We start from the raw sequence: 14467 nt of genomic DNA, 5'->3' as shown, positions 1-14467 counted from the left end.
CTTGCCTAAATTATTTAAATGCGTAATTTGCAGTCAGTAACAACATTTGCGGGTCGCCGGTAAAACAAACGGATTGGCTGGAGCAGCCAGCCATATAGCGTTTATTGGCCAGGTTTTTGCCGTTGAGTGCAAATCGCCATGCGTCTCGTGTGTAATAAATGCCCGCATCAAACAAGGTGTAGTCGGGAACATCAAATGTGTTGGTCTCATTGCCCGCTTGTTTACCGATATGACGCACCCCTGCTCCGGCGCTTAAGCCTGGCAAAATTGCACTCAGATTGTAATTAAGCCAGGCATTCGCCATATGATTTGCGACCAGAATGGGCCGCTTACCCAGATTAGTCGAGTTGCTTTTGGTCACTTCCGCATCAATGTAGGTATAGCTGGCGACCAGGTTGAGATCATCAGTCACTTGTCCCGTCGCCTCCCACTCAAAACCGCGGTGGCGCTGTTCGCCTGTTTGCACACTAAAGCTGGCGCCATTAACCGGATCATTGGTGGTCACATTCTGCCGCTTTAACTCATACACAGAGAAGGTTGTGGAAAAGCGCTGATCAGGAGAGGCGTACTTAAGACCGGCTTCTTTTTGCTGTCCGGTTTCTGGCACAAAAGGTGTTCCCGCAAAGGTACTCCCAACCAAAGGCACAAACGATTCACTGTAACTGACATAAGGCGACCAGCCATTTTCAAACGCATATAGCAGGCCCAGCTTGCCAGTGGTTTTGTGTGCATTGCTTTGGCTATTGTTGCCTGTAATCCGGTTCTGATTAATTTCGGAGCGGTCATGACGCAAGCCCAGTTGCAGATTCCAGCCCTCTCCAAATTTAACCAGATCTTGCCAATAAACCCCTTGTTGCAATAACTCGTCACTACCTGTGCTATTCCCGGTCACAGTCACATTGCCCAAACTGACATTACTGTAATTGGGATTGAACAGATTTAAAGCCGAGACGCTTCGAGTCGCATAAAAGCGGTTTAAATAATAACGGATGTGGTCTAACCCAAAAAGCATTTGATGACTAAAAGCTGCAGTCGTGAAGTTGGCAGACAATTGATGATCCAAGGTCCACATTTGGGCAGACAAATCACGAATAGACGCACTGCGATTATAGTTGAGCTGATTGGCTGAAAGCGTCCGTGGTTCGGTAAAGGTGCCGTTCAAATTGAGGGTGTTATAGCGTACGTTTTGCCTAAAACTCAAATGCGCATTAAAAGCATGCGAGAACTCATAACCGAGCAAAGTTTGTTCTGTATCGTAATGGTCCAGGCCGGGCACACCGACAAAACGTTTGAAGGAAATATCGCCATTTATGTTAGGCAAGATGGTGCCATCGGCAGGTAATCCGCGTATCGGCACATAACTGCTCTTTTGATAGCTGGTCAATACCGTCAAACTGGTATTGTCACTGATATCCCAAGTCAGTGAAGGTGCCACATACTGGCGCTTTCTATCGACAAAATCGACCTGGTCATCACTGCTGGCAGTCAAGGCCACCAAGCGGTAACGCAGGGTTTTATCCTGATTCAGCGCATCAGAAATATCTGCGGTGTATTGCTGTTGCTGATAATTGCCAAAAGCCATGCCAAAACGGGCCATAGGGGTATCGGTTGGACGCTTGCTGACTAAATTGACAAAGCCGCCCGGACCGGTCTGGCCATAAAGCACAGAAGAAGGCCCTTTAAGCACTTCTACCCGCTCCAGACCGAAAGGCTCAGCTTGTATCCAGGAGAGGTCATACGCCATCCGCATCCCATCTCTGAGCACATAATCACTTTGCACAAAGCCACGAATCGAAAAGTCATCCAGCCCGCGCCGGCCTCGTTGCCCGGCATCCACCCCCGCCACAAAACGTAGCGATTCCGCCAGCGTTTGCACCGCTTGATCGCGCATTTGCTCACTGCTGACCACCGAGATGGATTGGCTGGTTTCGTTAATTGGCAGATCAGTTTTTGTTGCGGTACGTGCCTGACTGGCCCGATATTTTTTAATCGGGGCAGTGGTTGACTCTGCGATTTTGTTTGTTTTGACGGCCACTTCTGGCAAGGTTTGATGGTCGGGCTGCAACGCTTCTGCACTTGCCATGGATGTAGACAAGGTGGCTGCGACCAGGGCCGCGGTCTGGAACTTCATGGATCACTCTCTATATTAAATAATAATCATTATCATTCAATATATTAACATAAATCCAACTAACCACAGCGTAAGCGCTACTTAAATACTTTCCAAGCAATGGTTACAACATCGCCAGTGTCAACCACACGCCCATTATCAAAGAGCTCCCCATCAATCCCGCCAATATCAATCTTGACTGACGCATTTTGGTCCAGAGCAATACACCCGTGATAGACAACACAATCAGCCCACCCGCCAACGTATCAGCCATAAGTACCCAACCCACACTTGCGCCCGTCCCTTTGTGCAGGTTGGTCAAAAATCCCCAGGCATTTACCTCTTCCTTGCGTACCAGCGCATATTCATTACCCACCACGTACTCTGCGGTAAGTTTTAGTTGCGGCATACGGAATTCGACTTCCCATTTTTCTGGCTGCGCTAAGGTTTTACCCATAAACCGTGCGGAAGATTTGGTCTTGAATGCAGGCTTGGCCTTCTTTTGAAAAGGCGCATGGTCAATCTCAAATGTCTGTTGCAGGTATCGAACAAAGTCCTGCTTTGTCGCGGTATAAGCAGCGGGGACTGTCAGCTGAATTTCTTTTTGCTCGATTTGAACTGCAGGGATTTTAAGGGTATTGCGGTGATCCAGCAGAATCCCGGTGACGCCAAACAGCAACCCCAGTAATGCTCCCCATAAACCTAACCATCCATGCACCTGTCGTAACCAGCGGATGGTTTTTGCACGTTGGGCATTGGCTGAGAGTTGGCGTGGATGTTGCACTAAGCGCTTTCTGAGAATGATGTGAAAATCTCAACCAGCGACAATCGTGTCTTTCGATAAAACATTTCGGGTTGCTATTAATTGAGAATAAGACGCAATTATATCTCAATCAATGCATACCGACGATAGTGATCAATATTTTTTAGAACAATGAGAATTGTTGTTGAGGCTTAATAGCACGCCCCCAGCTAGGATCAGCAGAGAACAAATCCGTGCGCAAATCAAGCCGCTCGCCTGACATGCCCAATTTCTGGCAACTAAGTTTAAAACGATGCGCCAGCAGGTCGGCAAATATGCCCTCACCACGCATGCGCTGACCAAAACCACTTTGATAGGTTTTACCGCCGCGGCTTTGCTTGATTAAGCTCATGACATGGTCGGCCTTGAGTGGAAAATATTGTTGCAACCACGCCTGGAATAAATCACTTAATTCATGCGGCAAGCGCAAAAACACATAGCCCGCCTTGCGCGCGCCTGCCTGATACGCCTGTTCAAGAATCTTTTCCATATCACAGTCTGTTAAGGCCGGAATCACCGGCGCCACCATCACGCCGGTTGGAATACCTGCTGTACTCAGTTTACGCAGTGTTTCAAAACGACGCTCAGGCGCGGCTGCCCGCGGTTCCAGTCGTCTGGCAATCTGACGATCTAACGTGGTAATACTCAGATAAATACTGGCCAACCCCTTGGCAGCCATAGGCGCAATCAGGTCAATATCACGCTCAACCAGTGAGGACTTGGTGACAAGGCTAAAGGGATGATTGGCGTCGCTCAGCACCTGAATCACTTGGCGCGTCAGTTGATATTCACGCTCTATGGGTTGGTAGCTGTCCGTATTCATACCGATGGCAATCGGCGCACAGCGGTATTTGGGGTGTGCCAATTCCTTTTTCAGGAGCTCGGCAGCCTCCGCCTTCATAAGCAAGCGTGACTCAAAATCGAGGCCGGGAGAAAGCCCCAGATAGGCATGCGTGGGTCTGGCATAGCAATAAATACAGCCATGCTCACAGCCACGGTAATGATTCAGGGTACGATCAAACGGCAGATCGGGAGATTGAATGTAATTGATGATGCTTTTAGCCGCATCCAGCATGACTTCTGTGCGTAGGGCCGGCGCCTCTTCATCCAGACTGCCCCAGCCGTCATCTATGATTTCGCGGCGATGTGGATCAAAGCGGCTGACCTGATTGCTGCTGGCCGCACGTCCTTTGTATATAAGTGGCTTTTCCACCCGCTCGGGTGGAAAAGCATCAAGATGGTCTTGCGCTAATTGGTCTACTTGCGTTCCGATATCCACTGGCATGCCAACGCACTCCAGTACGGCAGGGATTGCAGCGCCAGCATGGAAACCCACAATTGCGCATCCAGGTTGCTAAAACCGCGCGAATACAACATGGCTGCTGCGCTGAGCAACAGAGAGATCAGAATCGTCAACTCCTCCTTGATTGGCGCGATCAGCTGCCAATTACTAAGTTTGGCTTTGGTTTTATTCGTCACGACAAAGACGCCTGCCTTGTGTGTCAGGCCACTGATGATACCCCGAGCAATGGCATGTGATAAACCCAAGCTGGCCAGTGAAGCGCCAAAGATATCCATCCAGCTGCAATGCATGGTTTTGCGGTACAAGACTGGTCCCAGAATGGCCTTGATCGCCAGGAAACACAGTATGGGAACAATCATGACCACCACTGGCAAACTGAAGTATTTAGGGAATGCCAACATGGCAATCGTCCAGCCGATAGAACCGATGGTGAAGATCAGTTGCAAGGCCTCCCCAAACCAGCCAAACCAGCCAGTCAAAAAATGGTAGCGCTGACTAAAGTTGAGTGATGATTTACCCAACAACTTTGGCATGTGATGTTTAAGTATTTGCATCGCCCCAAATGCCCAGCGATTACGTTGTGATTTCAAGGCTTTGAAGTTGGCCGGTGTTAAGCCACGCCCAAAGGTTTCATCAATATAACGCAACTCCATGTTTCTCTCGAGCAATCGCAACCCAAGTTCGGTATCCTCACAAATACACCACTCAGACCAGCCGCCCAGCGTTTGCAACGACTCACGGCGGATCAGTGTCATGGTGCCATGCTGGATCAGCGCATTACGCTCATGGCGGTGATGCATGCCAATGCGGAAGAAACCTTCAAACTCCCAGTTACACATGCGGTGGAAGAAATGATTTTCCCATTCACGGTGGGCTTGTGGTGCTTGTACGACCGCCACTTGCGATTCCTGAAAATGAGGGACGAGGTCGGACAACCAGTCTGGTGTCACCACATAGTCTGCATCGACTACCCCCACCACTTGCGCATCCGGGTGGGTTTTATCCAGTGCAAAATTCAGCGCGCCCGCTTTAAAGCCTGGCCAGGAAGGCAAGTGATAAAAATGGAAGTTATCTGGCATATTCGCCATATAAGCCTCAAGCGGCTTCCATTTCGCCTCATCCTTGGTGTTGTTATCCACCACGATCACCTCATAATGCGTGTAGTTCAGATTACGCAGGCTATCAATCGTGGCAATGACCATTTCTGGCGGCTCGTTGTAACAGGCCAGGTGGATAGAGACAAATAACTCCTGATCGGCAGGTAATGGCTGGGCGCGTTTAAAGAACCGTCGCCAGTAAGGTTTAAACATGACCTCACTAAATTCGGCGGCGTAGATCATCAACACCATCGAGGTCAGTGCAATACCCAATATCAGCCCGATCAGCACCACAAAATCGCGCAAGGTGTAGTAGTAGTCCCCTGGCAGATTCCAGGCAATGGTCAAGGTCGTGATACAGGCCTGAAACAACACTGCCATCGACAATACGCCACCTATGCCCCAGTGCTTAAAGCGCCAGGCAATAAACATCATCGGGATAAATGCCAGCACCGTAGACCAAGTGGCTTTGGCAATCCAGCGCGTATTCGGTGGTACCGCGTCTTGCAGGGAGTATTTCTGGTGACGATCAGCGTTATACATGCCCCAATAGGCACCCGCCCAGCCCTCCAGCGCAACTTTCCAGGGCTGGTCAAACGCTTCCATCAGGTAAAAATCCAGATCCTCAATGGAGTTACGGGCCAGGAACTCGCGGATAAAACGCGCCTGGTTGACTTCGCTGGCGACAGAAGCGCCAATCGCTGGACCACGACTGGGCCAGCCTACCTCGGTGATCACGATTTTTTTACGAGGATAAGCTTCCATGAGCTGGTTATAGCGTTCAATGGTGTATTGCACGGCTTTTTCAACGGGCACGCCTTCATGGTAAGGCAACAGGTGTACCGCAATATAATCCACATGCTTCACCAACTCCGGGTGTTTGAGCCAGACATGCCAAGGCTCGGCGGTAGACACTGGCACATTGCTATGTTCGCGGACAAAATCCAGGTATTCAATCAAGGACGGAACTGGCAAATCGTTACGCAACAGCGATTCGTTGCCAACAATCACACGGTCAATATTGCTGTAATTTTCCAGCTTTTCGAGCAAGGCAGACACTTCCCGCGTATTTTTCTGCTTGTCTGCATCTATCCAGGCCCCCGCAATCACATTCATATTGCGCTTGGCGGCCAGCGGGATCACCTCGTTCAAATCCAGTGATGAATACATACGAATGTGGCGCGTATGTTTATGCATGAGGTCGAGATCTTGCGCCAGTTCGGCGGTGTTCGGATGCTGCCCTTCGAGCGGGCTTTGGTTGGCCCGGTAACCGGTATAGGCAAATCCATTGACTTCCGGCTTGACACTGATCAGTGGCAGCGCCCGGTTGGCCAGCGTCCAGAGGCCAAAATGCAATGCTGAAAAGACTATCGCAAACGCCAGACTTGGCAGCAATTTTTTAAACCATGAAACGATCACTTCTCACACTTCCCGTTATTGATGAGTTATTGTTTTAAACTGAATGATACGCTGAATCAGCAGCGTTGGCTGTCAGCGGAATACCTACTTGTAGGCTTCTGAGAGGTAATATCAGCAAGGCAACACCGCAGACAGCAGTCCACCACCAGGCCATGGTATTCCCTGGCTCCATGATCGCCACGGCCACGGCGCAATTGGCAGCCATGACCAGCAGTGCAGCCACGAGCCAGAATCCAGCATTGACGGCCCCTGTTTGACCAGTCTGAGCGCGTGGCATTAATAAAGAAATCATGATCGCGACCAATGGCAGGCAGACCAAGATGATGGGGAAATCCAGATAGCGCCCATTAACTGCAAGCGCGCCACTGGTCAGCAAGAATCCGACCGCCAGCAGTCGGAGCGCGGCTTGTTCCAGGCAAGCTTTTGCGTTCAACCCCAGCCAGTGCCTGAGCTGCAAGCCAAGCAGCCCCCAACCCAGCACGGCAAGCCCAGCCAGCATGCTCAGCTCTAGAGAATTACGGGCCGCCAAGTGTACATATTCCAGTTGCAGATAGGCATGTAAGCCTAGCAGCATGCCGCTTAATGCGAGTACCGCCAATTGATTCGCTGGGCGATGGCGATAAAATCCATAGGCAACGAGTAGCAGCCCCAGCCCGAGCGCGGCCAGATAGGGTTTCAAGCCATCTGCACGCTCAGCCATCGCTCCCTGCAAGCTGAATTTGGGTTTTAGGTCCGTATCAAGCACGCCCCAATACCCCCCGACCGTGCCCTCCAGCTCACGCTTCCAAGGCTGATCCACGGCTTCAATCACGTTATATTGCCATTGACTCTGCTTGGCGGCCTGCAAAAAACCACGCATATATTTGGCTTGATTGATCGCGCTCGGCTTGGCCCAGAAGCGTTGGCGACCTTGCGATGGCCAGCCGGTTTCACCAATCAAAATAGGTTTTTTAAAGACTGTACCCAAATGTCCCATCACCGAGGCGGTATGGGCAACCGCCTGATCAATGGCAACCGGCTTATCTTCCCAATAGGGCAGAATATGCACGGTGACGAAGTCCACGTCCTGCTCTAAAGTAGGATGCTTGAGCCAAAACTCCCACACATCGGCATAGGTGACTGGCACCTTGGTATTGGCTTTCACCCATTGCAGGTAGCCATGCATCTTGGGCTCGGACTGCTCGCCGCGCAACAAGACCTCGTTCCCTACCACAATGCCACGCACGGTCTCCGGATACTGGTTCGCTTGCTGCACCGCTAGCTTGAGCTCTGCCTGGTTGAGATCTTCCAGCCAGCCGATCCAGACGCCAAGAATGACTTTCATGCCCAGTTTTTGCGCAGCCTTGGGCACATAATCCATCCCCTGGCCGACCGAATAAGTGCGCACACAGCGCGTGACTTTGGACAAGGCTTGTAAATCCTGCTCAATCTGCAGCGGATCGACATGCATATCCTTGACCAGCGGACTCATGCCAGGCTTGTAATAAGGCGAATAAGAGATGCATTGCAGGGGCAACGCATCCGCATCCACCTCAAGCAACACTTGTGGTTGCTGCAATCGCCAGACGTAGTAAACGGAGCCAAGTAAAAACAAGGTCAGCCAGACGATGGGTGAAATTCTTGATAACAAACGCTGCAATATGGTCACCTTGTCACGAGGTTGCTAAAAATAGCGGCTATTCTCTCATAAATCACCTAGGCTTGCGCCCTGCTTTTACAAGCTGCAAGCGACAAAAACACTAAAAGAGACTTGGTAAATTATGTAATTGCAATTATGATGAAATGTATTCAAAAGTCTCGCAAAAAACTCAGGCTTTTAAACTTTCTCACGCCAAAAATTTATTTCAGAAGTCATATGAACGTTAAATCCTGTTTAATCACCTTTAGTCTGTTCGCAATCTTTTCATCCACTGCGTTTTCAGCCCCTGCCGCGTCACCGGATTACAGTGGTGAATATTTGTGCAAAGGCAACAATATTGCTGTCGGCGATTATGAAGTGACCATTTATCTCAAAAAGAACCGCCGCAACAGCACAGCACAAGTTTCCGTCTACGAGCTGGCAACACACACGGAAAACAAGCAAAGCTACACTGGCCAGGCCATTACCCGTGGCAAACAGTTGGCAATGACCTTTAAACTGTCTGATGCCAAATATGCAGAATTCTCCACCGGCATGGGTCAATTCAGCAAAGTGGGCAAGGCCGGCTGGACCTTTAAAAACGATTATTACGAACCAGATGATACGGGCGGCAATTACGGCCATGAAACCTGCACCATGAAGCCAGCCACAGCGGTTAAGCCAGTCACAACCGCCCCCGGTAAACACTGATGCTCGATGCGATTGAAACATCTATCGGGACAATCAAGCAGTGACAAGCCAAAAGTGCGGTTGTTCTTTTGGTGATAAAATAGCAAAACTAACGCATATATAAGGTTTTCATGAGTCAAATGGTTGAAATAGTGGTGCCGGATATCGGCAATTTTGACAGTGTCGATGTGATTGAAGTGCTGGTCGCCGTCGGCGATACCGTGGCCAAAGAAGATTCCCTCATTACTGTGGAGTCTGACAAAGCTTCCATGGACATTCCTTCCTCACATGCTGGCGTGGTCAAGGAGTTAAAAATCAAGGTGGGTGACAAAGTCGCCAAAGGCAGCCTGATCTTGCTGCTGGAAAGTGCTGAATCAACCACGACAGCAGCACAACCTGCCGTAGCACCTGCTGCTACACCCGCCACACAAACCACCGCCACAGCGGCGCCCGCTGCCCCAGTTTCGGCAGCCCCTGCCCCAGCGGTACCGACAGGTAATCATGATGTCACCTGCCAGGTCATGGTATTGGGCTCCGGGCCTGGCGGCTATACTGCCGCCTTCCGTGCAGCCGACCTTGGCCTGAAAGTGGTTCTGGTAGAACGCTATCCAACACTTGGTGGCGTCTGCCTCAATGTTGGCTGCATCCCTTCCAAAGCCTTGTTACACACGGCTAAAGTCATTACTGAAGCGCAAGAAACCGAACACCATGGCTTGCGCTTTGGCAAACCGGACATTGATCTCGACAAACTGCGCAACTGGAAAGCTAACGATGTCGTCGGCAAGCTGACTGGTGGCTTGGGCCAGATGGCTAAGGCGCGCGGTGTCACTGTGGTCAATGGCGTCGGTAAATTTACTAGCCCACACCAGATTGCCGTCACCGGCGCCGATGGCAAAGTCACCCTGGTCGGTTTTGAGAATGCGATTATTGCCGCAGGTTCACAAGCCACTAAATTTCCGGGGGCGCCTGAAGATGAACGCATCATGGACTCCACTGGCGCACTCGCTTTGGCCGATATCCCAGGCCGTATGCTGGTGATTGGCGGCGGCATTATCGGCCTCGAAATGGGGACGGTCTACGACGCGCTGGGCTCTAAAGTGAGCGTGGTGGAATTTATGGACGGCCTGATTACCGGTTGTGACCGCGACCTGGTGCGTCCACTGCAAAAACGCATGGAAAAACGTTTTGAAAGCATTATGTTGTCGACCAAAGTCACCAAGATCGAAGCCAAGGCGGATGGGATTTATGTAGACTTTGAAGGTGCAAATGCGCCGCAAGAGACGCAAAAATATGACCGCGTGCTCGTTTCTATTGGTCGCCGCCCGAATGGTAAAAATATTGGTGCCGAAAATGCTGGCGTGGCCGTCGATGACCGTGGCTTCATTAGCGTCGACAAACAAATGCGTACCAATGTCCCACACATTTTTGCGATTGGTGATATTGTTGGCCAACCCATGCTGGCCCATAAAGCCACGCATGAAGCGAAAGTAGCCGCAGAAGTGATTGCCGGTCACAAGGTCGAATTTGTCGCCAGTGTTATCCCTTCCGTCGCCTATACAGACCCAGAAGTGGCCTGGGTGGGCCTCACCGAAACCGAAGCCAAAGCCAAAGGCATTGAGATCGAAAAAGCCAGCTTCCCGTGGGCTGCCAGTGGCCGCGCCTTGTCTATCGCGCGTACCGAAGGCGCAACCAAACTGATTTTCGACAAAGACACTCACCGTGTGATTGGTGCCGGAATCGTTGGCGTCAATGCTGGCGAGTTGCTGGCTGAAGCTGTGCTGGCGATTGAAATGGGCGCCGATGCGCATGACCTGGGTCTGACCATTCATGCTCACCCCACCTTGTCTGAAACAGTATGCTTTGCCGCTGAACTCAAGGAAGGCACCATCACCGATATGCTGCCACCGAAAAAGCGGTAAACATAAATTTATTAACATCTCTTACTAAAAATATACCTGCCCTCTATAATATTAGTTAACTCCTGCTCACGGGAGTTAACTAATAACAACATAAGGGAGTATATGAAATATCATCACGTCGCTTTTGTGATGGCAAGCAGCCTTCTGTTTTCGGGTTGTGCGTCGATTACCAAAGATTCAAATCAACCGATTCGCGTTGAAACATACAACAAACAAGATCAACTCGTTGAAGATGCCAAATGTACGGCAAAAAATGAGCGCGGTGAGTGGTCCACCAAAACACCGGGTAGCCTGGTTGTGCATCGCTCTGGTCAAAACCTCGAAATTAAATGTCAAAAGGATAATGCAGAGTCTGGTTTTGCTGTTCTGGTCTCCAGAGCCAATGGCGGGATGTGGGGTAACATTCTGTTTGGCGGTGGCATAGGCGCGATTGTTGATCACAACAAGGGGACGGCTTACAGCTATCCAGACTGGGTAAAAGTGATTTTAGGCGATAGTCTTGTGTTTGATCGTAAAAACAATGTAGATAATCAAATCATGACAGGCCTGAAAGCCAATGGGGATTTGCTGAAGAAAATTCAAGAAGATAAAGCCAAGGAAGAAGAAGCGGCCAAAAAAGCAGCAGAAGCTCAAAAAGCAGCACAACAGTAAGATTGATTATCAAAAAACCCGCGAATGCGGGTTTTTTGATGTCTATCGTTTTAACGCCTTGTGAATTTTAATTACAAGGTATTTCTTTAAGCACGGCATCTGGAAACTGCGAACGCGCCTTTTGCAAACCAACAAGTTGTTGTGGCGAGACCTGTTGCATTTTGATGACCGCCTGACCGCCATTACGGGTCGCTTTAATCAACAATTTTACCCCCTTATTTTTGAGGTCTAGCATGAGCTTATCGGCCAGTTTTTCATCACGAAAAACTCCGAACGAGATTGCGTTGCGCCATTTGGGGTCGTCTTGCACAACAAAGAAATCCTCCACACCGAGTTTACGTAATTCATCGGCTTTGATTTGCGCAGCCTCGGCAGTTGGTAGCGGCGGTTTATAAATCCAGTAGCGCACATTATCCTGCGGACTGCCGATCAGATTGGTATGAGTCTTGATATTGAGTTGCTGTGCCAGGCTCAAGGCTTCATTCAAGCGCGCGGTGTTGAAGCTGCTCCACTCATAGCATGCGCCAGCCGTCGCGGCATGTTGTTCTGCGGGCTTAGCCGACGGGGCTTTTTCTGCCTGCTTTGCTTCAGCGGGTCTCGCTTCCACCACGTTGGAGCTCACGGGCTTGTTAGGCTCAGGAGATTTTTGCTCAGATGGCTTGGTTTCAGGCAGTTTAGCTTCAGCACCCTGGGCATCTGGTTTTGACACTGGCTCACTGGCAGGCACATGGCTATCAGCAGGCTGCACTACCGAATCGGAAGGCTCGTTTACCGCCGCCTCTGGATGGCGTGTGGGGTAAGACAGCAATGACTGCTCGGTGAGGATTTTAATTTGCTGTGGCTGGAGCTCTGGTTTGAGGCTACTGACGGCAGGTGACAGGGCATCGCGCTCAAAATAAGCAAACACCACCACATTCAGCAATACCAATATCCAGAATATTTTTTTCATTCACTTATACTTTTCATTCGTCTGAACACTTAGCCAGGCAGGCCAATCCCTTTAATACCAGATTATCCACAATAATCGCCTGTGCTGACAATGCATGCGGCAAATATCTGGCGATTAAATCTGCATCGCCGCCACTCATGAACAATAATGGCACATGATCCAGTTGCTGGCACAAGCGCGCATATTGGGCAGCCACCGAAGCAGCCAGCGCCTGCACGCAGCCTACCCACATGGCATGCTGGCTATTTTGCGCAAAGCCATCCGTGCCAGCGTCAAGGTCGGGATAGGCATAATCGAGTTGCGCCGCCCCTTGTTGCAAACTTTGCCACATTAGTCGCAAGCCAGGCTGGATACTGCCGCCAGCAAACATCGCCTGTGCTTGTTTGAGCTCTTGCTTAACTTCTTGCTTGACTAGCAGCGCATCCATCGTCATTGCGGTACCCGCGCTGACGACCAATGCTGATTTTCCCTCGCTACGCCATACCGCTAACAGGCTGCACCAGCGGTCGCTACCCAGTTGCGCGGGTTGACTGTAGCTGTTTTGCAAGCCCAAGGATAAAGAGGTGGCGACAATAGCTTGCAAACGTTGATCCCGCTCGGGCAAGGCTTGCAGCCAGCGCTCGCCCGCCACATTGCTTAAATAGATCCGGCTCGCCTTAGCAATTGCGGCGTGCAAGGCTTGCGCCTGTGCGGTGCCCTCAAACCAGTCTTGATTATCCAGGGTATTGATCTGCAGCGCTGTCGGCTGGCTCGATTGCTCAGGACACCAGGCCCATTTGGTGCGGCTATTGCCGGCATCAATCAGCAGTTTCATGACGCACTCCGAACGCTGATTTCGCCTGCGTTAAAGCGCTGAATACCGGCAGCGGTTTCCACCAGCAAACTGCCCTCTTCAGCTACGCCAACCACGCGACCGGGAACCGACTGGCCATTGGCTAACAGCAGATTCACAGCTTGCTGCTCAAAAGCATGATACGCCGTCCACTCGGGCTGAAAATAGACAAAACCATGCTCGGCAAACAGGCTTAAGTGTTGCGCCAACTGGTTCAAGCAGTGGCCGAGCAAGTGGTTAGGGTCTACAGGCGCACCCGACAACTGATTTAGGCCCATCGCCGCCTGGTCAATCTGCTGTTGTAAGTCAGCCTCCAATTCCAAATTGAGGCCTATGCCGATCACCGCTGCACTTGGGCCTTCCATATCCCCCTGCAGCTCAATCAGAATCCCGCCCAGCTTGTGCCAACTGCCCGCTTGCAACACCAGCAAGTCATTCGGCCATTTTAAGCGCACGCTGGTTAAGCCCATCGTGTGCAAGGCCCGCACTAATGCCAAACCGACCACCAGACTCAAGCCAGACAAGCCAGCCGCACCACATTGAAAGCGCCAGAGCAATGAAAAAGTCAGGCTACCACCCAATTGAGAATGCCAGGAACGGCCGCGTCGACCGCGCCCGGCTGTCTGCATATGCGCCGCCACACAGGTCGCATGGGCAATACCGCGCGCACTCTCCTGCATTAAATAGCGGTTAGTGGAATCAACCTGCGCCAGCACTTGCACATGAAACCAGGGCGCATACTCGCCACAGGCCTGGGTAATTTGATCTGCATCGAGCAAGGTCAGCGGCTTGGGCAAGCGATATCCGCGTCCACGGACTGAAAACACCTTGATGCCTAGCTGCTCAGCAGATTGAATCGCGTTATATACCGTGGCGCGCGTGACGCCAAAACGCTGGGCCAAGTCTTCACCAGAGTGAAATTTGCCATCCGCCAGCACGGCCAGAATAGGAAATGCCAGCTTGTTCATAACAACTGGTGAGTGGCGATAATCATGCGTATATTCATAGCCCGCAGTGTAGCATACCCGCCCTGTCAGGCCGGGCGATAAAAGCCCGAAACGCCCTGTATTAAGCGTT

At 50.9% G+C, this 14467-nt stretch carries 11 protein-coding genes; 3 read left to right on the top strand and 8 right to left on the bottom strand.

Annotation, left to right across the window (positions count from 1 at the left end; genetic code table 11):
• Positions 1-10: 10 nt before the first annotated feature.
• From ACFQ1T_RS13395 to ACFQ1T_RS13375, 5 genes are all read right to left on the bottom strand, one after another.
• On the bottom strand, positions 11-2131 hold the full coding sequence (locus ACFQ1T_RS13395) for a TonB-dependent siderophore receptor (RefSeq protein WP_379077623.1): 2121 nt from the start codon (positions 2129-2131) through the stop codon (positions 11-13).
• Between the two features lie 103 nt (positions 2132-2234).
• Positions 2235-2894: a PepSY-associated TM helix domain-containing protein gene (locus tag ACFQ1T_RS13390; RefSeq protein ID WP_379077620.1), complete on the bottom strand. Its 660-nt coding sequence runs from the start codon at positions 2892-2894 to the stop codon at positions 2235-2237.
• Positions 2895-3036: 142 nt separating this feature from the next.
• Positions 3037-4191: a PA0069 family radical SAM protein gene (locus ACFQ1T_RS13385; RefSeq protein ID WP_379077700.1), complete on the bottom strand. Its 1155-nt coding sequence runs from the start codon at positions 4189-4191 to the stop codon at positions 3037-3039.
• Positions 4170-6731: a glycosyltransferase gene (locus tag ACFQ1T_RS13380; RefSeq protein WP_313983962.1), complete on the bottom strand. Its 2562-nt coding sequence runs from the start codon at positions 6729-6731 to the stop codon at positions 4170-4172. Before ACFQ1T_RS13380 ends, ACFQ1T_RS13385 begins: the two co-directional genes overlap by 22 nt.
• Positions 6732-6765: 34 nt before the next feature.
• The gene (locus tag ACFQ1T_RS13375; protein ID WP_379077617.1) at positions 6766-8379 is read right to left on the bottom strand and encodes a glycoside hydrolase family 17 protein; all 1614 of its coding nucleotides are present in this window, start codon (positions 8377-8379) and stop codon (positions 6766-6768) included.
• 207 nt (positions 8380-8586) lie between these two features.
• Here ACFQ1T_RS13375 and ACFQ1T_RS13370 point away from each other — a divergent pair, with 207 nt between their 5' ends.
• The 3 genes from ACFQ1T_RS13370 (at position 8587) to ACFQ1T_RS13360 (ending at position 11609) form a co-directional block, all read left to right on the top strand.
• Positions 8587-9060, top strand: a complete 474-nt coding sequence (locus ACFQ1T_RS13370; protein ID WP_379077614.1) for a hypothetical protein — start codon at positions 8587-8589, stop codon at positions 9058-9060.
• Positions 9061-9170: 110 nt separating this feature from the next.
• Positions 9171-10958, top strand: a complete 1788-nt coding sequence (lpdA, locus tag ACFQ1T_RS13365; protein ID WP_379077611.1) for a dihydrolipoyl dehydrogenase — start codon at positions 9171-9173, stop codon at positions 10956-10958.
• Positions 10959-11060: 102 nt separating this feature from the next.
• Positions 11061-11609: a hypothetical protein gene (locus ACFQ1T_RS13360; RefSeq protein ID WP_194747106.1), complete on the top strand. Its 549-nt coding sequence runs from the start codon at positions 11061-11063 to the stop codon at positions 11607-11609.
• Positions 11610-11676: 67 nt separating this feature from the next.
• Here the strand turns inward: ACFQ1T_RS13360 and ACFQ1T_RS13355 are convergent, their stop codons facing one another.
• The 3 genes from ACFQ1T_RS13355 to ACFQ1T_RS13345 are packed head-to-tail and all read right to left on the bottom strand — an operon-like array spanning position 11677 to position 14358.
• Entirely contained in the window at positions 11677-12558 is an 882-nt protein-coding gene (locus ACFQ1T_RS13355) for an SPOR domain-containing protein (RefSeq protein ID WP_379077607.1), read from the bottom strand.
• A 13-nt stretch (positions 12559-12571) separates the two neighbouring features.
• Positions 12572-13372, bottom strand: a complete 801-nt coding sequence (locus ACFQ1T_RS13350; RefSeq protein WP_379077605.1) for a type III pantothenate kinase — start codon at positions 13370-13372, stop codon at positions 12572-12574.
• Positions 13369-14358 (bottom strand): biotin--[acetyl-CoA-carboxylase] ligase, encoded by a 990-nt coding sequence (locus tag ACFQ1T_RS13345; RefSeq protein WP_338657166.1) that lies wholly within the window; start codon positions 14356-14358, stop codon positions 13369-13371. Before ACFQ1T_RS13345 ends, ACFQ1T_RS13350 begins: the two co-directional genes overlap by 4 nt.
• Positions 14359-14467 lie beyond the last annotated feature (109 nt).

Source organism: Methylophilus glucosoxydans (assembly GCF_042676145.1).
Classification (GTDB): Bacteria; Pseudomonadota; Gammaproteobacteria; order Burkholderiales; family Methylophilaceae; genus Methylophilus; species Methylophilus glucosoxydans.
This window is presented reverse-complemented; position numbering and strand designations above follow the sequence as displayed.

Coding starts and splice junctions, on each gene's coding strand:
- ACFQ1T_RS13395 (WP_379077623.1), bottom strand. CDS start 2,131: ATGAAGTTCCAGACCGCGGCCCTGGTCGCAGCCACCTTGTCTACATCC.
- ACFQ1T_RS13350 (WP_379077605.1), bottom strand. CDS start 13,372: ATGAAACTGCTGATTGATGCCGGCAATAGCCGCACCAAATGGGCCTGG.
- ACFQ1T_RS13355 (WP_379077607.1), bottom strand. CDS start 12,558: ATGAAAAAAATATTCTGGATATTGGTATTGCTGAATGTGGTGGTGTTT.
- lpdA (WP_379077611.1), top strand. CDS start 9,171: ATGAGTCAAATGGTTGAAATAGTGGTGCCGGATATCGGCAATTTTGAC.
- ACFQ1T_RS13360 (WP_194747106.1), top strand. CDS start 11,061: ATGAAATATCATCACGTCGCTTTTGTGATGGCAAGCAGCCTTCTGTTT.
- ACFQ1T_RS13345 (WP_338657166.1), bottom strand. CDS start 14,358: ATGAACAAGCTGGCATTTCCTATTCTGGCCGTGCTGGCGGATGGCAAA.
- ACFQ1T_RS13370 (WP_379077614.1), top strand. CDS start 8,587: ATGAACGTTAAATCCTGTTTAATCACCTTTAGTCTGTTCGCAATCTTT.